At 50.2% G+C, this 19,729-nt stretch carries 16 protein-coding genes and 1 tRNA gene; all 17 read right to left on the reverse strand.

Annotated elements, in window-relative coordinates; translation table 11 throughout:
- Positions 1-127, reverse strand: a 127-nt coding sequence (locus tag WJT86_RS11850) for a GTP-binding protein (protein WP_346337809.1), incomplete at its 3' end; no start/stop codon positions are given.
- Between the two features lie 52 nt (positions 128-179).
- Positions 180-2,255, reverse strand: a complete 2,076-nt coding sequence (gene fusA, locus WJT86_RS11855) for an elongation factor G (RefSeq protein ID WP_346337797.1) — start codon at positions 2,253-2,255, stop codon at positions 180-182.
- 28 nt (positions 2,256-2,283) lie between these two features.
- The gene (gene rpsG, locus WJT86_RS11860) at positions 2,284-2,754 is read right to left on the reverse strand and encodes a 30S ribosomal protein S7 (RefSeq protein WP_346337798.1); all 471 of its coding nucleotides are present in this window, start codon (positions 2,752-2,754) and stop codon (positions 2,284-2,286) included.
- Between the two features lie 29 nt (positions 2,755-2,783).
- Positions 2,784-3,155 (reverse strand): 30S ribosomal protein S12, encoded by a 372-nt coding sequence (gene rpsL, locus WJT86_RS11865; protein WP_346337799.1) that lies wholly within the window; start codon positions 3,153-3,155, stop codon positions 2,784-2,786.
- A gap of 465 nt (positions 3,156-3,620) precedes the next feature.
- Positions 3,621-7,823, reverse strand: coding sequence for a DNA-directed RNA polymerase subunit beta' (gene rpoC / locus WJT86_RS11870; protein ID WP_346337800.1), 4,203 nt, complete (start codon positions 7,821-7,823; stop codon positions 3,621-3,623).
- Between the two features lie 97 nt (positions 7,824-7,920).
- Positions 7,921-12,042, reverse strand: a complete 4,122-nt coding sequence (gene rpoB / locus WJT86_RS11875) for a DNA-directed RNA polymerase subunit beta (protein ID WP_346337801.1) — start codon at positions 12,040-12,042, stop codon at positions 7,921-7,923.
- Between the two features lie 269 nt (positions 12,043-12,311).
- Positions 12,312-12,686, reverse strand: a complete 375-nt coding sequence (gene rplL / locus WJT86_RS11880) for a 50S ribosomal protein L7/L12 (RefSeq protein ID WP_346337802.1) — start codon at positions 12,684-12,686, stop codon at positions 12,312-12,314.
- Positions 12,687-12,731: 45 nt separating this feature from the next.
- Positions 12,732-13,250, reverse strand: coding sequence for a 50S ribosomal protein L10 (rplJ, locus tag WJT86_RS11885; RefSeq protein ID WP_346337803.1), 519 nt, complete (start codon positions 13,248-13,250; stop codon positions 12,732-12,734).
- Between the two features lie 435 nt (positions 13,251-13,685).
- Positions 13,686-14,894, reverse strand: coding sequence for a quaternary amine ABC transporter ATP-binding protein (locus WJT86_RS11890; RefSeq protein ID WP_407066961.1), 1,209 nt, complete (start codon positions 14,892-14,894; stop codon positions 13,686-13,688).
- A gap of 2 nt (positions 14,895-14,896) precedes the next feature.
- The gene (locus WJT86_RS11895) at positions 14,897-15,754 is read right to left on the reverse strand and encodes an ABC transporter permease (protein ID WP_407066962.1); all 858 of its coding nucleotides are present in this window, start codon (positions 15,752-15,754) and stop codon (positions 14,897-14,899) included.
- A gap of 123 nt (positions 15,755-15,877) precedes the next feature.
- Positions 15,878-16,873 (reverse strand): ABC transporter substrate-binding protein, encoded by a 996-nt coding sequence (locus tag WJT86_RS11900; RefSeq protein WP_346337805.1) that lies wholly within the window; start codon positions 16,871-16,873, stop codon positions 15,878-15,880.
- A 402-nt stretch (positions 16,874-17,275) separates the two neighbouring features.
- Positions 17,276-17,974: a 50S ribosomal protein L1 gene (gene rplA / locus WJT86_RS11905; protein ID WP_346337806.1), complete on the reverse strand. Its 699-nt coding sequence runs from the start codon at positions 17,972-17,974 to the stop codon at positions 17,276-17,278.
- 11 nt (positions 17,975-17,985) lie between these two features.
- Entirely contained in the window at positions 17,986-18,417 is a 432-nt protein-coding gene (gene rplK / locus WJT86_RS11910; RefSeq protein WP_346337807.1) for a 50S ribosomal protein L11, read from the reverse strand.
- Between the two features lie 161 nt (positions 18,418-18,578).
- Positions 18,579-19,115, reverse strand: a complete 537-nt coding sequence (gene nusG / locus WJT86_RS11915; RefSeq protein ID WP_346337808.1) for a transcription termination/antitermination protein NusG — start codon at positions 19,113-19,115, stop codon at positions 18,579-18,581.
- Between the two features lie 10 nt (positions 19,116-19,125).
- Complete coding sequence (secE, locus tag WJT86_RS11920) at positions 19,126-19,314, reverse strand: preprotein translocase subunit SecE (protein ID WP_346337811.1); 189 nt, start codon at positions 19,312-19,314, stop codon at positions 19,126-19,128.
- Between the two features lie 168 nt (positions 19,315-19,482).
- A tRNA-Trp gene (locus tag WJT86_RS11925) sits at positions 19,483-19,559 on the reverse strand.
- A 51-nt stretch (positions 19,560-19,610) separates the two neighbouring features.
- On the reverse strand, positions 19,611-19,729 hold a 119-nt coding region (locus WJT86_RS11930), incomplete at its 5' end, for an EF-Tu C-terminal domain-related protein (protein WP_455429314.1).

The following is a 19,729-nucleotide window of genomic DNA, read 5'->3' on the forward strand; positions in this document are numbered from 1 at the left end:
CAGCTCCGCCGGCTTCTGCCAATACCTTCGTGATCGCAGCCGTCAATGACGTCTTGCCGTGGTCAACGTGACCAATCGTTCCGATATTACAATGCGGCTTATTCCGCTCAAATTTTTCCTTGGCCATCGCAGCACCTGTTTTCTGTTCTAAGCCGTTAATCTTTAAGGGTTCAGTTGGTTCAGGCGAGTTTCGCCTGAACCTCAGCCGCTACGTGAGACGGCACTTGATCATAATGATCGAATTGCATCGTGAAGTTGGCGCGGCCCTGAGACATAGAGCGCAGAGTGTTCACATAACCAAACATGTTGGCCAGTGGCACCATTGCATTCACGACAACTGCGTTTCCGCGCATATCCTGTCCCTGAATCTGCCCACGACGGGAGTTCAGGTCACCGATGACGCTACCGGTGTAATCTTCTGGGGTCACAACTTCGACCTTCATGATCGGCTCGAGGAGAACCGAAGCGCCCTTCTGGAGAGCTTCACGAAGAGCTGCACGAGCAGCGATTTCGAAGGCCAGAGCCGAGGAGTCAACTTCGTGGTAAGCACCGTCAACCAGTGTTACTTTGAGATCGACAACCGGGAAGCCGGCAAGGATACCAGCGCCAAGAACGCTCTGGAGACCCTTTTCAACACCAGGGATATATTCCTTAGGAACAGCACCACCAACAATCTGGCTCTCGAACTGGTAACCAGCACCTGGCTCATTAGGCTCAACAATGAGCTTAACGCGACCAAACTGACCTGTACCACCAGACTGCTTCTTGTGAGTATAATCGACCTCGACTTTTTTCGAGATACGCTCACGGTAAGCAACCTGAGGAGCACCAACGTTGGCATCGACCTTATAAGTACGACGGAGAATGTCGACCTTAATGTCGAGGTGAAGTTCACCCATACCCTTCAGAATTGTCTGACCAGATTCCTGATCGGTAGATACACGGAAGGAAGGATCTTCGTTAGCGAGCTTCGCAAGAGCAAGACCAAGCTTTTCCTGGTCAGCCTTTGACTTAGGCTCAATAGCGATTTCGATAACCGGCTCAGGGAATTCCATCTTTTCGAGGATAACAGCCTTATTTGGATCACACAGAGTGTCACCAGTACGGGTATCCTTGAGGGATGCCAGAGCAACGATATCACCAGCGCAAGCTTCCTTGATATCTTCACGGTTATTAGCATGCATCAGAAGCATACGACCAACACGCTCACGCTTGTCACGTGTAGAGTTCAGAACGGTTGTACCGGACTCAACCTTACCGGAATAAACGCGGCAGAATGTAATCGTACCAACGAACGGATCGTCCATGATCTTGAATGCGAGCATGGAGAAAGGTTCATCGTCAGATGGCATACGAACAACTTCTTCTTCAGTCTTGAAGTCGATACCTTTAATGGCACCACGATCGACCGGAGAAGGAAGGTAATCAACAACCGCATCAAGCAGTGGCTGAACACCCTTATTCTTAAATGCTGTACCGCACAGAATAGGATGGAAAGCACGTTCCTGAACAGCCTTACGAACCAGAAGACGCAGAGCGTCTGCACTTGGCTCAACACCTTCAAGGTAGTTGTTCATTGCTTCATCATCGAGCTCGACGCAAGCTTCTACAAGCTTCGTACGATATTCTGCAGCCTTGTCAGCAAGATCAGCAGGAATTTCGACAACTGTATAATCAGCGCCAACTTCTTCCTTTTCCCAAACAAGGGCACGCATCTCGATCAGATCGACAACGCCTTTGAAGTTGTTTTCAGCACCGATTGGCAGCTGCAAGCAGACAGGCTTACCAGCAACGCGATCAATAATACTTGCAACCGACTTGTAGAAGTCCGCGCCAATCTTATCCATCTTGTTGATGAAGACGATACGTGGAACGTCATACTTGTCAGCCTGACGCCATACTGTCTCTGTCTGAGGCTCAACACCCTGGTTACCGTCAAGCACGCAAACCGCGCCATCGAGAACACGCAGCGAACGCTCAACTTCAATCGTGAAGTCGACGTGGCCGGGGGTGTCAATAATATTCAAACGCTTGCCACGCCAGAAACAGGTCGTAGCAGCAGAAGTAATGGTAATACCACGTTCCTGCTCCTGCGCCATGAAGTCCATGGTTGCAGCGCCTTCGTGCGTTTCACCCATACGGTGCAGTCTGCCCGTATAGAAAAGAATACGCTCGGTTGTTGTCGTCTTACCAGCATCGATGTGAGCCATGATGCCGAAGTTACGGTAGTCTTCTACGGCGTGCGTACGTGCCATCACCTATACTCCGTTCGGTTCCTGGCCGTTACCAGCGATAGTGAGAGAATGCACGGTTGGCTTCAGCCATACGGTGCGTGTCTTCGCGCTTCTTAACCGCGCTACCACGGCTATTGGACGCATCGAGCAGCTCAGCAGACAGACGCTCAACCATTGTCTTATCAGAACGGTTACGAGCAGCCTGAATCAACCAGCGAATTGCCAGAGCCTGACGACGCTCAGCGCGAACTTCGACAGGAACCTGGTACGTTGCACCACCAACGCGGCGGGAACGAACTTCGATGGTTGGAGCAACGTTCTCAAGAGCCTGCTTAAAGACTTCAAGAGGATCGCTCTTAACGCGACTCTCGATAATATCGAAAGCGCCATAAACGATTGATTCCGCTACGGACTTCTTACCGTCATACATAACCGAGTTCATGAACTTGGTTACAACGATATCTCCGTACTTCGGATCAGGAATAATTTCACGCTTTTCAGCGCTGTGGCGGCGAGACATATGCCAGCTCCATCCAGTCCAAGGTCAAATTACTTAGGACGCTTCGCGCCGTACTTCGAACGACGCTGCTTACGATCCTTCACACCCTGCGTATCGAGAACGCCACGAAGAATGTGATAACGAACACCAGGAAGATCCTTCACACGACCGCCGCGGATCATTACCACGGAGTGCTCCTGAAGGTTATGACCTTCACCTGGAATATAACCGATAACCTCGAAACCGTTAGTCAAACGGATCTTAGCCACCTTACGAAGAGCCGAGTTCGGCTTCTTCGGTGTTGTTGTGTAGACGCGTGTACAAACACCCCGCTTCTGCGGGCATGCTTCCATTGCTGGAACCTTGTTCCGGGCCTTCTGTGCCGTCCGCGGCTTGCGGATCAGCTGAGAAATTGTTGGCATCCTTGCCCTCTTCCACTAGCCGCCATGCGGCCAAATTCAAGCCAATAAAACCATAAATGCCGCATTACGAAGCCAAAAGCCACATAACACGAAACCGCGACAAGGCTGACGCCGTTGCGCGGTGCACCTACAGAGGACCACAACAGAAAATCTGCTACGGTCATGCCCTAATTCTGACAATCGTCAGTCAGTGCTGAATTCAGCTGCGTTTAGGCGGCCCGGGTCAAAACTAGGTGTTTTGACATGCGATCACCTACAGCCAGCTGGAAAGTCCTGTCGTTCTATATTTCGAGTCGCAAAAAGTCAACACTATCCGTTGCGATTTCTGAAAAATCGTAACCTGGAGTCATAAAACAACCTGCGCAGCCCCAAAAAAGAGAATTTATTTCTAAAAACTCCCTACCCTTTCATATGCAAAAAGGGCCGCTTGGAGAAGCGGCCCTCTTAAACTTTTATGCGTTGAGCTTACTCAGCTGCAGGAGGTGTAGCCTCTGGAGCTGCGGTGATAGATGGAAGCTCTTCAATGATCTTCTGGCTATCAACCTTCTTATGCTCCTGGATCAGATCATCGCGACGCTGAGCGACAGCTTTGATCTGGGAAGCCATAGCACCTGTACCAGCTGGGATCAGGCTACCAACGATGACGTTCTCTTTGAGACCTTCAAGCGTATCAACCTTACCATTTACAGCTGCTTCCGTCAGAACACGCGTTGTTTCCTGGAAGGATGCTGCAGAGATAAACGAACGTGTCTGCAGTGAGGCTTTGGTGATGCCGAGCAGAACCGGATTACCGGATACTGGCTTCTTGCCTTCACTGACAAGCTTCTCATTAATCTCTTCAAGCTCTGTACGGTCAATCTGGTCACCAGCGATCAGATCGCTATCACCTGTTTCCGTGATCTCAACTTTCTGCAGCATCTGGCGAACAATCACCTCAATGTGCTTATCGTTGATGCCCACGCCCTGCAGACGATAGACTTCCTGAATTTCGTTGACGAGATAGGCTGCCAGCTCTTCGACACCCTTAATCGCAAGGATATCATGTGGAGCTGGATTACCGTCGACAATGAAATCGCCGAGTTCAACAGCGTCACCGTCCTGCAGGTGAATATGCTTACCCTTAGGGATCAGGTATTCAACTGTTTCAGAACCATCATGCGGAATAAGCGAAACACGACGCTTATTCTTGTAGTCACGACCGAACTGAATTGTACCGGACTTCTCTGCGATTACAGCGGCATCTTTTGGACGACGAGCTTCGAAGAGTTCGGCAACGCGTGGCAGACCACCGGTGATGTCACGGGTCTTCGCACTCTCAGAGGAGACACGAGCCAGAATATCACCAGCTTTGATCTTGGAGCCAGGAGCCACGTTGAGGATAGCCTCAACTGGCAGGAGATAACGGGCATCACCACCACGGGCGAGCTTCGCAACCTTGCCTTCAGCTTCAATGATGATAGCCGGACGCAGATCAGCTGTACGGGAAGACGCACGCCAGTCAATAACAACACGCTTGGCGATACCTGTCGCTTCATCGGTTGTTTCTGTCATGGACTGGCCATCAACCAGATCTTCGTAACCAACAACACCGTCGATTTCACTGACGATTGGACGTGTGTATGGGTCCCACTCGGCGATACGAGCGCCGCGCTTGACCTTATCACCCTCGTCAACCTTCAGACGTGAACCGTACTGAACACGGTGAACGGCACGTTCTGTTCCGTCAGGGCCCATGATAACCACTGCAACGTTACGACCCATGACGATCAGATCGCCATCGGAGTTACGTGCAATATGACGGTTACGAATCTTGACCGTACCTTCAAAGTTGGTTTCCAGAGCAGACTGATCAGCAATCTGAGCAGCACCACCGATGTGGAAGGTACGCATTGTCAGCTGGGTACCAGGCTCACCAATGGACTGAGCAGCGATAACACCGACTGCCTCACCCATATTGACTGGTGTACCGCGAGCAAGGTCACGGCCATAACATGTGGCACAGACACCTGTCTTGGTTTCACAAGTCAGCACTGAACGAATCTTGATTTCCTGAACGTTGGCAGCATTGATTGCCTCAATGTGCTGTTCTTCAATCATCGTACCGGCAGGAACCAGAACGGTACCATCAGGACTGACCACATCTTCCACAGCCGTACGGCCGAGAACACGTGATGCGAGAGATGCCACAACCTGACCGGAGTCGATAATGGCACGCATGGAAATACCATTCGTTGAACCACAATCGCGTTCGCGGATAACAGCGTCCTGAGCAACGTCAACAAGACGACGAGTCAGATAACCGGAGTTCGCAGTCTTCAGAGCTGTATCGGCAAGACCCTTACGGGCACCGTGGGTCGAGTTGAAGTACTCGAGCACGTCCAGACCTTCTTTAAAGTTTGAAATAATCGGGCTTTCGATAATTTCACCAGAAGGCTTAGCCATCAGACCACGCATAGCTGCGAGCTGACGCATCTGAGCAGGAGAACCACGGGCACCAGAGTGGGACATCATGTAGATCGAGTTGATCTGCTTCTGACGACCTTCCTCATCGTGCTGAACGGCAGAAATGCGGTTCATCATTTCACCAGCAAGGCGATCAGAACACTTAGCCCAAGCATCAACAACCTTGTTGTACTTTTCGCCCTGTGTGATTAGACCATCCTGATACTGCTGTTCGTAGTCTTTTGCCAGAGTACGGGTCTCTTCAACGATTTCCCACTTGTTCTCAGGCACAACCATGTCGTCCTTACCGAACGAAATACCGGCCTTGAAAGCGTTGCGGAAACCAAGGGACATGATACGATCACAGAAGATCACCGATTCCTTCTGACCACAGTTGCGGTAGACGGTGTCAATCATGTTCGAGATTTCTTTCTTTGTCATGAGCTTGTTCACGACATCGAAGGAAACTGAAGAATGGTCTGGCAGCATCTGGGACAGGAAGACGCGACCTGGTGTGGTCTCGTAAATCTTGCTGTACTTGGAACCGTCTTCGTTAGTACCAACCCAACGATAACGGATCTTGGTGTGCAGCGTGATGACCTTATTGGCCAGAGCATGCTCGATTTCACCAACATCAGCAAATGCCTTGCCTTCATTTGGCTCACCTTCGTTGAGAAGGGAGAGATAATAAAGACCAAGAACGATATCCTGTGACGGCACAATAATAGGCGCACCGTTGGCAGGATGCAGGATGTTGTTGGTGGACATCATCAGTACGCGTGCTTCAAGCTGGGCTTCAAGCGACAGCGGTACGTGAACAGCCATCTGGTCACCGTCGAAGTCGGCGTTAAACGCAGCACAGACCAGCGGGTGAAGCTGAATAGCCTTACCTTCGATCAGGACAGGTTCGAATGCCTGAATACCAAGACGGTGGAGTGTTGGCGCACGGTTGAGCATAACCGGATGTTCGCGGATAACCTCATCGAGAATATCCCAGACTTCTGGCTTTTCCTTTTCAACCAGCTTCTTCGCCTGCTTAACGGTTGCGGAAAGACCGCGTGCGTCCAGCTTGGCATAGATAAATGGCTTAAAGAGCTCCAGAGCCATCTTTTTTGGAAGACCACACTGATGCAGCTTCAGCTCAGGACCAACAACGATAACCGAACGACCGGAATAGTCGACACGCTTACCGAGAAGGTTCTGACGGAAACGGCCCTGCTTACCCTTGAGCATATCTGCAAGAGACTTCAGAGGACGCTTGTTAGCACCTGTAATGACACGACCACGACGACCATTATCGAACAGAGCGTCAACAGCTTCCTGAAGCATACGCTTTTCGTTGCGGATAATGATATCGGGCGCACGCAGCTCGATAAGGCGCTTCAGACGGTTGTTACGGTTGATCACACGACGGTAAAGATCGTTCAGATCGGATGTCGCGAAACGGCCACCATCCAGCGGCACCAGAGGGCGCAGATCAGGCGGAATAACAGGAACAACTGTCAGGATCATCCATTCTGGCTTATTGCCGGATTCGATGAAGGCCTCAATGATCTTCAGACGCTTCAGAAGCTTCTTAGGCTTCAGTTCTGAAGTCGTGACAGCAATTTCTTCACGCAGATCAGTTGCAACCTGCTCAAGATCGAGATCCTGAAGGATCTTGCGGATAGCTTCCGCACCGATCATGGCAACGAAGTGATCTTCGCCAAATTCGTCCTGAGCATGGATATACTCTTCTTCTGAAAGAAGCTGACGCTCCTTCAGTGGAGTAAGACCCGGATCAATAACGACATAGGATTCGAAATAAAGAATCTTTTCCAGATCCTTCAGTGTCATGTCGAGCAGCAGACCAATGCGGCTTGGCAGAGACTTCAGGAACCAGATGTGAGCAACCGGAGCAGCAAGCTCAATGTGACCCATACGATCACGACGGACGCGTGCGAGAGTCACTTCGACGCCGCACTTCTCACAGATAACGCCCTTATATTTCATGCGCTTGTATTTGCCGCACAAGCACTCGTAATCCTTAATCGGGCCAAAGATACGTGCGCAGAAAAGACCGTCACGCTCTGGCTTGAAGGTACGATAGTTGATGGTCTCAGGCTTTTTGATCTCGCCATAGGACCAGGACAGAATCTTTTCCGGGCTCGCTATCGAAATCTTAATCTGATCGAAGCTCTGCGGCTGAGCCGTCTGGTTGAAGAGATTCATGACCTCTTGATTCATCGCCGTCTCCTGAACTGTAGGAAGCCTATTGCTTCCTCACCGGCAAAACATGTGGTCGCGGATAAATCCGCGACCGGATGTAACTAACTAAAAACGCTTACTCGGCAGCCTCTGAAGGCGGCAACTGATCAAGCACTTTCTTGCTGTTGGTCAATTCGACATTCATGCCCAACGAACGCATTTCCTTGACGAGAACGTTAAAGCTCTCAGGAATACCGGATTCGAAGGTATCGTCACCACGGACAATCGCCTCATAAACCTTTGTACGGCCTGCCACGTCGTCAGACTTGACGGTGAGCATTTCCTGCAAGGTGTAAGCGGCGCCATAAGCTTCGAGAGCCCAGACCTCCATTTCACCGAAGCGCTGACCACCGAACTGGGCCTTACCACCAAGCGGCTGCTGGGTAACAAGGCTGTATGGACCGATGGAGCGAGCGTGAATCTTGTCGTCAACAAGGTGGTGCAGCTTCAGCATGTAGATGTAGCCGACTGTTACCTGACGATCGAAAGCCTCACCTGTGCGGCCATCATACAATGTGACCTGACCTGACTTATTGAGACCAGCCATTTCAAGCATGTTCTCAATGTCGAGTTCCTTTGCACCATCAAAGACTGGTGTTGCAAATGGAACGCCGCGCTTCAGGTTCGAACCAAGCTCAGCAACCTGATCATCGGTAGCTTCCTTGATTGCAGGCTCATCACCGTAGATTTCAAGCATCTTCGTGCGCAGCTGTGCAGCCTCACCAGATTTACGGTAGGCTTCAACAGCCTGCGAAATCTGCTTACCAAGACCAGCAGCAGCCCAACCCAGGTGGGTTTCGAGAATCTGCCCGACGTTCATACGGCTCGGCACACCCAGTGGGTTCAGCACGATATCAACGTGAGTACCATCTTCCAGGAATGGCATGTCTTCGACAGGCACGATACGGGAGACAACACCCTTGTTGCCATGACGGCCAGCCATCTTATCGCCTGGCTGAATCTTACGCTTAACGGCAATGAAGACCTTGACCATCTTCATGACGCCTGGAGGCAGTTCGTCACCACGCTGCAGCTTTTCGACCTTATCAAGGAAGCGCTGTTCAAGCAGCTTCTTTGACTCATCGTACTGCGTACGCATAGCTTCGATTTCAGCCATAGCGGCATCATCAGCAACAGCAAACTGCCACCACTGAGAACGAGGGAACTCGTTCAGCATGTCAGTTGTCAGAGCAGCATCTTTTGCAAAGCCCTTAGGACCGGCAACAGCCTTCTGGCCCTTCAGAACGGCGCTCAGACGGACGTAAGTGTTACGATCCAGAATTGCCTGTTCGTCGTCACGGTCTTTTGCGAGCTGTTCGATTTCTTCACGCTCGATTGCCTGAGCACGTTCGTCCTTGTCAACACCATGACGGTTGAAGACGCGGACTTCAACGATTGTACCTGTTACTCCCGGAGGAACACGCAGGGATGTATCGCGAACGTCAGATGCCTTTTCACCGAAGATAGCACGCAGAAGCTTTTCTTCTGGTGTCATTGGGCTTTCACCCTTCGGCGTGATCTTACCAACGAGAATATCGCCGGCATTCACTTCAGCACCGATATAGACAATACCGGCTTCGTCGAGATTCTTCATCGCTTCTTCCGAAACGTTCGGAATATCGCGGGTGATTTCTTCCGGACCAAGCTTGGTATCACGAGCAGAAACTTCAAACTCTTCGATATGGATCGATGTCAGGACGTCGTCCTTCACGATACGCTCGGAAAGCAGGATCGAATCTTCGTAGTTGTAACCGTTCCATGGCATGAACGCGACAAGCATGTTGCGACCAAGAGCCAATTCGCCGAGTTCCGTAGACGGACCGTCAGCAATGATCTCGCCCTTCGTGATCAGGTCACCAACGCGAACCAATGGCTTCTGTGTAATACAGGTGCTCTGGTTGGAACGCTGGAACTTTTTCAGACGGTAGATATCAACGCCCGGCTTTGTCGGATCAGTTTCACCGCTGGCGCGGATAACGATACGTGTTGCGTCCACCTGATCAACGATACCTGTGCGGCGGGCAGCAATAGCTGAGCCGGAATCACGGGCAACGATTGCTTCCATACCTGTTCCAACGAACGGTGCATCCGCCTGCAACAGCGGAACAGCCTGACGCTGCATGTTCGAACCCATCAGAGCGCGGTTAGCATCGTCGTTCTCAAGGAACGGAATAAGAGCAGCGGCAACCGAAACAAGCTGCTTCGGTGACACGTCCATCAGGTCAACCTTATCGGCAGGAGCAACCATAACGTCACCTGCACGGCGGCAGACAACGAGGTCTTCTGTCAGACGGTTATCCTTATCCATCGTCGCATTGGCCTGAGCGATGTTGTACTTCGCTTCTTCCATTGCGGAGAGATAGATTACTTCATCAGTTACCAGACCTTCGCGAACGCGACGGAAAGGTGTTTCGATAAAGCCATATTTATTAACGCGGGCAAAAGTTGCCAGCGAGTTGATCAGACCGATATTCGGACCTTCCGGTGTTTCAATCGGGCAGATACGGCCATAGTGTGTTGGATGCACGTCACGGACTTCAAAGCCTGCACGTTCACGGGTCAAACCACCTGGGCCAAGCGCCGAAAGACGACGCTTATGGGTTACTTCGGAAAGCGGGTTGTTCTGATCCATAAACTGTGACAGCTGCGAAGAACCGAAGAACTCGCGAACAGCGGCAGCAGCAGGCTTGGCATTGATCAGATCCTGAGGCATGACTGTGTCGATATCGACAGAAGACATACGTTCACGGATAGCGCGTTCCATACGCAGCAAGCCAAGACGATACTGATTTTCCATCAGTTCGCCGACAGAACGGACACGACGGTTACCGAGGTGATCGATATCGTCGACTTCGCCCTTGCCATCGCGCAGGTCAACCAGAGCCTTAACAACAGCCAGCATATCTTCACGACGAAGAGTACGAACTGTATCTTCAGCATCCAGATCAAGACGCATGTTCATCTTGACGCGACCAACGGCTGACAGATCATAACGTTCTGCATCGAAGAACAGCGAATGGAACATGGCTTCTGCCGTTTCCATTGTTGGCGGTTCACCCGGACGCATAACACGATAGATGTCGAACAGAGCTTCCTGACGGGAAGAATTCTTATCTGCTGCCAGCGTATTGCGGATATAAGGACCAATATTGATATGGTCGATATTGAGGACCGGAATCGTTGAGAAACCGAGATCAACCAGTTCCTTCAAGGACTTTTCAGTGATTTCGTCGCCAGCTTCGGCGTAGATTTCACCGGTCTGCATATTGACGATATCCTGAGCAATATAACGCCCATACAGATCTTCATCCGTTGCACGCAGAGCCTTGAGGCCCTTCTCTGCCAGCTGACGGGCAGCACGTGCAGTCAGCTTCTTGCCAGCAGCAAGAACAACTTCACCGGAATCCGCATCAATAATATCTGTAATAGCCTTCATACCCTTCATCTGTTCAGGGTCATAAGGCATACGCCAGCCTTTTTTGGTCAGGTCGAATTCAACCGTGCTATAGAACGTGTTGAGGATTTCCTCACCGTCCAGACCAAGAGCATAAAGCAGCGTTGTTACCGGAAGCTTGCGCTTGCGGTCGATACGGACGTGAACAATATCCTTGGCATCGAATTCGATATCAAGCCATGAACCACGGTAAGGAATGATACGCGCAGCAAACAGAAGCTTGCCGGAAGAATGCGTCTTACCCTTGTCGTGATCGAAGAACACACCCGGTGAACGGTGCATCTGGGAAACGATGACACGCTCTGTACCATTAACGATAAAGGTACCGTTATCAGTCATGAGCGGCATATCGCCCATGTAAACGTCCTGTTCCTTGATGTCCTTGACCGAACGGGAATCCGTATCCGGGTCGACATCAAATACGATGAGACGCAGCGTCACCTTGAGGGGAGCTGAGAAAGTCATACCGCGCTGACGGCACTCATCAACATCGTACTTTGGAGCTTCAAATGTATATTTGACAAACTCAAGCAGCGAAGTGTTGGCAAAGTCTGATATCGGGAAGACAGATTTAAAAACCGACTGCAACCCCTCATCAGGGCGCCCGCCTTTCGGCTCCTCGACCATAAGGAACTGATCATAAGATGCCTTCTGCACCTCGATCAGGTTCGGCATTTCCGCAACTTCGCGAATCTTCCCGAAGAACTTACGGATACGCTTCCGGCCTATCAGCTTATTGGCCATATGGACCTCGCTCCAATTTAATTAAACAACGACTGACCAAACACTTCGAATGAAAGCCTCACTCGAAACTTTGGGTCAACCGCCCGGTAAACCGGTCATCCCATCTGAAAGCCTTTTCAGGCCCACCGCATCTAACGCCCACACATTGTCATTTCCATGACAATCTGAATTGACGAGTCGACGGCCCCAACCGAAAACCGGCTGGGACCGTCTAAATTCAACCTTCAGAAGCCTGAAGGAACGCAAGCCCTAGAGCCTGCGGGAGCTCATTACTGAAGCTCAACCTTTGCACCGACCTTCTCAAGGGCAGCCTTGATCTTTTCGGCTTCGTCCTTAGCAACGCCTTCCTTAACAGGCTTAGGTGCGCCTTCGACGAGGTCCTTAGCTTCCTTAAGGCCAAGACCCGTGATACCACGGACTTCCTTAATGACTTCGATCTTCTTGTCGCCAGCAGCAGCAAGAATGACGTTGTATTCGCTCTTTTCTTCAGCGGCAGCAGCGCCACCAGCAGCAGGAGCAGCAGCAACTGCAACAGCTGCAGCAGCGGAAACGCCCCACTTTTCTTCCAGAGCCTTTGCAAGCTCAGCAGCTTCAAGAACGGTAAGTGCAGACAGATCGTCTACGAGTTTGGCGATATCAGCCATGTTTAAATTCCTTGATCAATACGAACAGGGTTAATGAGGACGGCCTCACGCCGCTTCGCTTTTGTTGGCATAAGCTCCGAAAACGCGTGCGACCTTGGCGGCCGGTGCGCTGACAACCTGAGCGATCTTTGTAGCAGGAGCCTGAATAAGGCCAACCAGCTTGCCGCGCAGTTCGTCCAGAGACGGCAGAGAGGCAAGAGCCTTCACACCGTTTGCGTCCAGAGCTGTCGTTCCCATCGCACCACCAAGAACAACGAGTTTGTCGTTGGACTTAGCGAAGTCGACAGCAACTTTTGGTGCTGCAACCGGATCGTCTGAATAGGCGATCAGGGTCGGTCCTGTCATAAGAGGACTGATAGATGCAACATCCGTGCCTTCGAGAGCGATTTTGGCGAGGCGATTTTTCGCGACCTTAACGGTAGCACCGGCCTGCTTCATCTGCGCGCGCAGCTTCTGCATGTCGGCAACCGTTAGACCAGCGTAGTGGGCTACAACAACGACACCCGTGCTTTTAAACACGTCGTTGAGCGTAGACACGAGCTCGCGCTTTGCTGCTCTTTCCACTGGCTCTCTCCGATTTAGGTAAACAAGAAGATGCTTACCGGTTGCACATGCCGCTTAGTTCTTCAGCTTGCAGCTTCAGGCCCAAACGGCGCTCTCGCAAGCCCTGTCCCCAACCCGAAGGCTGGATGAGTGGTTCTACCGATCAAAGACTGCGCATCACGCAGAAATTCCGGCTTCCCCGTCTATGCTGGCAGTATTAAGTCACAAGTGACGCCGGCAGTCTCGGACAGGACAAGGCCGTTCGACAAAAAACCTACCTTCCGGTAAGGCTCTAAGCCGGCGGCCTGTCACCATCTGGTTGCCCAGATGGAATAAATATGGACGACCCGAAACAGAGTCGCCCAAATGTAGGAACCTTATGTAACCCCTTTTAATGCAATTGCCAAGGGGTACATTTCAGATTTCTTCTCTTTCAAGGTCAAAACATATCACAAATCAGGCTTCTTTCTCTTCTGACTTCTCATCTTTGTCAGATACAGCCAGTATCTCACCAACGTCCTGCTGATTGATAACACCTGCAAGCTCGCCCTCTTCCGTTACGATAGCAACAGGATGCTCACTATCAAGCATTGTCTGGAGGGCATTTTCAATTGCCGTATCCTGTGCGATTGCGTGGGTCTCATCAGCGACCTCAGATGTGGCATGCCCTGCTCCATGCTCCTTGATTGCCTCTTCCAGAGCATCACGCGTTACAACACCTGCGTATTTTCCGTCGTCAACCAGATAACCAATATCTGTCTGAGCACGACGCATCTGAGCCAATGCCCCGCCAATCGTTTCCGCAGTCAGTCGCAGTTCAGGAGGCTGCATTAATGTATCAACAGTCAGGGCACGCGCACGATTAACATCACGCACAAAGGCCTCAACGTAAGCATCCGCAGGATTGAGCAGAATATCATTAGGCGTACCAACCTGTATCAGGTTGCCATCTTTCAAAATTGCTATTCGGTCAGCAAGCCGAAGCGCCTCATCAAGATCATGAGTAATGAAGACAATGGTTTTACCCAATGTATTCTGAAGATTAACCACCTCATCCTGCAACTCACTACGAATAAGCGGATCAAGCGCAGAGAATGCTTCATCCATCAGGATAATATCCGTATCTGAAGCGAGCGCCCTTGCAAGACCGACCCGCTGCTGCATCCCGCCAGAAAGCTGTTCCGGATACTGGTTTTCATAACCGGCAAGCCCTACCCGCTCCAGCCACTGCTTTGCAGCATCAAGACGCTCAGAACTTTTTACACCCTGAATCTGCAGCCCGTAGGCAACATTCTCCAGCACAGTATAATGCGGCATCAGACCGAAGCGCTGAAAGACCATTGCAATACGTTTACGACGCAGTTCCAGAAGTTCTTTTCTGGAGAGCCCGACAATATCAACCCCATCAATCAGAACAGAGCCTGCTGTCGGATCAATCAAACGATTAATATGGCGAACCAGGGTAGATTTACCCGAACCGGACAGCCCCATGATGACAAATATCTCACCGGCCTCAATTGTCAGAGAAATATTGTTTAGCGCAAGAACATGGTTTGTCTCGGCCAGCATCTGCTGCTTGTTACTATTATCAGACAGCTTCTCAAGCGCAGCCTTCGGATTCTTTCCAAAGATGGTCGTCAGATTTTTAATTTCAATTAATGACATAATCAGACTCCTTCACTGCGATGACGCTGAATACGGTTTCCATATGACTGCGTAATTCGGTCAATCAACACGGCAAGAATGACAATCGTAATGCCGCCAACCAATCCAAGCCCGGAGTCATTTCTCTGAAGTCCGAGAAGGACTGTTTCACCAACACCACGCGCACCAATCATGGAGGCAATAACCACCATGGAAAGTGCCATCATGGTTGTCTGATTAATTCCCTGCATGATTGCTGGAAGCGATAAGGGAACCTGAACCCCAAGCAGGATTTGCCAGCGGGTAGAACCGAAGGCGCGACTGGCCTCAACAATTGAATCATCAACATTGCGAATTCCGAGATCCGTCAAACGGATCAGAGGCGGAACAGCATAGATTACCGTGGCCAGCAATGCCGGAACCTTACCAAGGCCAAACAGCATGGCAGCCGGAATGAGATAGACAAAACTTGGTATTGTTTGCATCAGATCAAGCAAAGGCATTGTGATCTTACGCATTACCTTTGATGACGCAGACATAATGCCGATTGGCAAACCGACGACAACTGACAGGAGCACAGCAACAAGCACTAAAGCCAGTGTCTGCATGGACTGCTCCCACATTCCAAGGGCACCAATCGCCCAAAGTGAAATTGCCACAATAACAGTAAAAAGAATTTTCCGGCTGGCGAGATATGCGAGAGCTGCAATGAGTATAATCATCACAACAGGAGGCACTGCCCTTAAAGCATTCTCCAGCAACAGCAGAACGCTCAGAATAGAACCGGAGATTTCATTAAAAGTATCTCCATAGCCTTCAACAAGCGCATTAACTGCATTGTTGGTCGCATCAACGATAGGCGACTTAAAGTCAGGGAAAATATTCATGGATTAAAAGCTCCATTTATAAAATGTACGCTCTTCAGGAGAACGCCATTCATTCCAAATAGGAGAAAGAATGAGCACGGCACTGACCAGCGCCACAGCCCTCATCTTTCAAAGATTTCAGAGAGCGCTTTTGACGCGTGCTGCTACATCTGGAGAAACCCATGGCCTCCAAACATCTTCACGTGTTTTCAAAAAATTCAGAGCAGCTTTTTTAGCAGAACCTCTGTTTTCCTGCATATAAACAAGAGCCTCAGAGGTAATATCATTACTTGTCCGATAGCGAGCCAGAAATTCCGTCAGCTTGGGAGCGCGCTTTGCAAAGGCAGAATTGACACCAACCTTGACTGTTCCCAGTGGGTAAGCAGTAGCCTGTTTGACCTCTTCTGGCTTTTTTGTTTCTTCCATCTGCTTCCAGACGGTTTCATCATAAGCAGGCTCTTGTAACGGAACCATATCCTTGATGTATTTACCGTAGATCCAACTTGGACCCCAGTAATAGAACACAATTGGCTGCTTACGGCGAAAAGCACTTTCAATTGAGGCATTCATCGCAGCTGCCGTACCGGGGCGGTAATTGATGAAATCCTTATCAAGGCCATAGCCATAAAATTTCTTGGTATTGCTGATCTCACAGCCCCAGCCAGGAACACAATTGTAAAAGCGTCCCTTTTCTGGCTCTTCCTGATCCTGAAACAATGTTTTGTATTTGGGCAGATCAGAAACAGATTTCAAATCTTTTGCAGGTGCGTCATCCCCTTCAACCAGATAACGCGGAACATACCACCCCTGCACAGCATCACTGAAGTTTACACCAACTTCACGCACCTTTCCGGCCTGCAAGGCATCCTTCCAGACTTTGGGCGATATATTTTCCCATACCTCCATAATGACACTGATATTGCCTCGCACGGCTCCGGCATAAAGTGGAATTGTTGAGCCGGGAATAGCATCAGTCTGGCAACCATATCCTTTCTCAAGAATAAAGCGCGCAACCTCATTATGGAAGACAACGGAATCCCAATCGAGATCCCCAAAAACAATCGGCTTGTCAGTTTCACACACTTGCGCCTGAACAGGCCCGGAAAAAGTGAAAAAGGCTGCAGAGATAGACATAGCAGCAGCCATCACTAAAGGATGAACTTTAGGCAAAAGACTCTCCAATTTATAATAATTAACCCAAGTCCGACAGAAAATGAAAAGCAAAATAATCGCTTGAAAGTGCCAGAGAAAATATTGGATTAAAACGGAGACATTTTTTAATGTCTATGAATAGCATCTGAAAATAATATAGGCACGCGATCTAAAAATCAACCTTGCTACGTATATTTATAATTACTAATTAGAAAAATATTCAAAAAATGAATTTAATTTATGATATAAAAAATTAAATTTACTCAACGAAATCTAATCAGGAAAAATAGATTTTTTAAGATTATAAAAGAGCTTAGAGTTCTCAGATGAATAAAAAAAGCCCGGCTATGAAGCCGGGCTTAATATCTTAAAGGGGAACACCTATTAAGCGTTCAGAACCGATGCTGGTTCAACCTTAACTCCAGGGCCCATTGTCGAAGAAACAGCAACACGCTGAACGTATGTGCCCTTCGAACCTGAAGGCTTAGCCTTAGAAACAGCGTCAACAAATGCCTTGATGTTCTCGATCAGCTTGCCTTCATCGAAAGAAAGCTTACCGATACCAGCATGAATGATACCAGCCTTTTCAACGCGGAACTCAACAGCACCACCCTTAGAGGCTTCAACAGCTGCCTTGATGTCCATAGTAACTGTGCCAACCTTTGGGTTTGGCATCATGCCACGTGGGCCAAGCACCTTACCAAGACGACCAACGAGTGGCATCATGTCAGGTGTGGCAATGCAGCGATCGAATTCGATTGTACCGCCATTGACGATTTCAAACAGATCTTCTGCACCAACAACATCAGCACCAGCTGCCTTTGCTTCATCAGCCTTAGGGCCGCGAGCAAAAACACCAACGCGCAATGTACGGCCTGAACCGTTTGGCAGGTTGCAGACACCACGAACCATCTGGTCAGCGTGACGTGGGTCAACACCGAGGTTCATAGCAATTTCAACTGTTTCGTCGAACTTTGTCTTAGCTGCACCCTTGAGAAGCTTTACGGCTTCTTCAATTGTGTAGAGCTTGTTTGCGTCGACTAATTCGCGAGCAGCGCGAATACGTTTTCCGTGATGTGCCATTCTGCTCTCCCTTAGCCTACAACTTCGATGCCCATCGAGCGAGCGGAACCTGCAATCATTGCAGATGCTGCTTCGATGCTATCGCAGTTAAGGTCAGCCATCTTCTTTTCAGCGATTTCAGCGACCTGAGCCTTGGTGATAGAACCAGCCTTGCCACCACGACCCGGGGTCTGAGAACCCTTATCGAGCTTAGCTGCCTTCTTAATGAAGTAAGACACTGGCGGCTGCTTCATCTCGAAAGTGAAGGAACGATCCTGATAAGCGGTGATGATCACCGGAATCGGAGTACCTTTTTCCATCTGCTGGGTCTTCGCATTGAAGGCCTTGCAGAATTCCATGATGTTCAGACCGCGCTGACCCAGTGCTGGGCCAATCGGTGGGGATGGGTTAGCTGCACCAGCCGGAACCTGCAGCTTAACGTAACCGGCAATTTTCTTTGCCATGGGACTGCTCCCTTAAATGTACCAGATATTCAGGCGCCAACCTGAAACCTGATGGTTGCAGATCGCGGTACGGCGTTTTTCCCGGTTGGCAAGCCGGACAACCTCCCGCGTGTTTCCCCGCAGATGCGGGTTATTGGCAGACCATTAAGGCCCACCAAAAATCAACCAAGCTTTTCAACCTGATTGTATTCGAGTTCAACAGGCGTTGCGCGACCAAAGATGGAAACGGCAACTTTGAGACGGGCACGTGTATGATCAACTTCTTCAACAACACCGTTGAAGGAAGCAAACGGACCATCAGAAACACGAACCTGCTCACCAACCTCGTAGCTTTCAGAAGGCTTCGGACGGTCAACGCCATCAGCGACCTGTCCCTTAATGCGTTCTGCTTCAGCATTCGGAATTGGAATAGGCTTCGACTTGTCAGCACCAAGGAAGCCTGTAACCTTCGGTGTATTCTTGATCAGGTGATAGACTTCATCAGTCAGATCACACTTAACCAGAACATAACCTGGGAAGAACTTGCGTTCTGTATCAACTTTACGACCGCGACGGACTTCAACGACCTTTTCAGTGGGAACCAGAATCTCTTCGAACTTGTCTTCAAGATTGCGCTGCGCAGCCTGATCACGCAGAGACTGCGCAACCTTATTCTCAAAATTGGAATAAGCGTGGACGATGTACCAACGTTTTGCCATAGCCAGCTCCTTAGCCCAATAACGCGCGAATGGCGAACTGGATAACTGAATCCGCCACGAAGAAGAAAAGACACGCAACGATAACCATGACAAACACCATACCGGTTGTAATCATCGTCTCTTTACGCGTTGGCCAAGTAACCTTGGACGCTTCTGCGCGTACTTGTTGTAGGAACTCAAACGGGTTCGTCTTTGCCATACGTCCTTGCATCCTTAGCGGAAAACCGCCTCGTAACGCCCTCGATTATGCGAAATTTCTTCCGCCATTTGAATTGACAGCGGCGCGTGACAGTTTCCAGCCACGCGCCTGCGATCCGAAGATCAGAAAGTTCTGACTACCTCACTTTGGAGGCTTTGTCGATCTGTTTGGCAGGAGTGGAGGGACTCGAACCCCCAACCCCCGGTTTTGGAGACCGGTGCTCTAGCCAATTGAGCTACACTCCTCCAGACCGACAGAGTGACCCGAAACCGGGTCACCCCTCATAACTTGAACTCTTACTCGACGATAGCGGCGACGACGCCGGCACCGACGGTACGACCACCTTCACGGATAGCGAAGCGGAGCTTCTCTTCCATAGCGATCGGAACGATCAGCGAAACGTCGACGGTGACGT

The sequence above is a fragment of the Hohaiivirga grylli genome (genome assembly GCF_039655745.1).
Classification (GTDB): domain Bacteria; phylum Pseudomonadota; class Alphaproteobacteria; order Rhizobiales; family Beijerinckiaceae; genus Hohaiivirga; species Hohaiivirga grylli.

Coding starts and splice junctions, on each gene's coding strand:
- nusG (WP_346337808.1), bottom strand. CDS start 19,115: ATGGCAAAACGTTGGTACATCGTCCACGCTTATTCCAATTTTGAGAAT.
- rpsL (WP_346337799.1), bottom strand. CDS start 3,155: ATGCCAACAATTTCTCAGCTGATCCGCAAGCCGCGGACGGCACAGAAG.
- rpsG (WP_346337798.1), bottom strand. CDS start 2,754: ATGTCTCGCCGCCACAGCGCTGAAAAGCGTGAAATTATTCCTGATCCG.
- rpoB (WP_346337801.1), bottom strand. CDS start 12,042: ATGGCCAATAAGCTGATAGGCCGGAAGCGTATCCGTAAGTTCTTCGGG.
- WJT86_RS11890 (WP_407066961.1), bottom strand. CDS start 14,894: ATGTCATTAATTGAAATTAAAAATCTGACGACCATCTTTGGAAAGAAT.
- secE (WP_346337811.1), bottom strand. CDS start 19,314: ATGGCAAAGACGAACCCGTTTGAGTTCCTACAACAAGTACGCGCAGAA.
- rplA (WP_346337806.1), bottom strand. CDS start 17,974: ATGGCACATCACGGAAAACGTATTCGCGCTGCTCGCGAATTAGTCGAC.
- fusA (WP_346337797.1), bottom strand. CDS start 2,255: ATGGCACGTACGCACGCCGTAGAAGACTACCGTAACTTCGGCATCATG.
- rplL (WP_346337802.1), bottom strand. CDS start 12,686: ATGGCTGATATCGCCAAACTCGTAGACGATCTGTCTGCACTTACCGTT.
- rplK (WP_346337807.1), bottom strand. CDS start 18,417: ATGGCAAAGAAAATTGCCGGTTACGTTAAGCTGCAGGTTCCGGCTGGT.
- rpoC (WP_346337800.1), bottom strand. CDS start 7,823: ATGAATCAAGAGGTCATGAATCTCTTCAACCAGACGGCTCAGCCGCAG.
- WJT86_RS11900 (WP_346337805.1), bottom strand. CDS start 16,873: ATGTCTATCTCTGCAGCCTTTTTCACTTTTTCCGGGCCTGTTCAGGCG.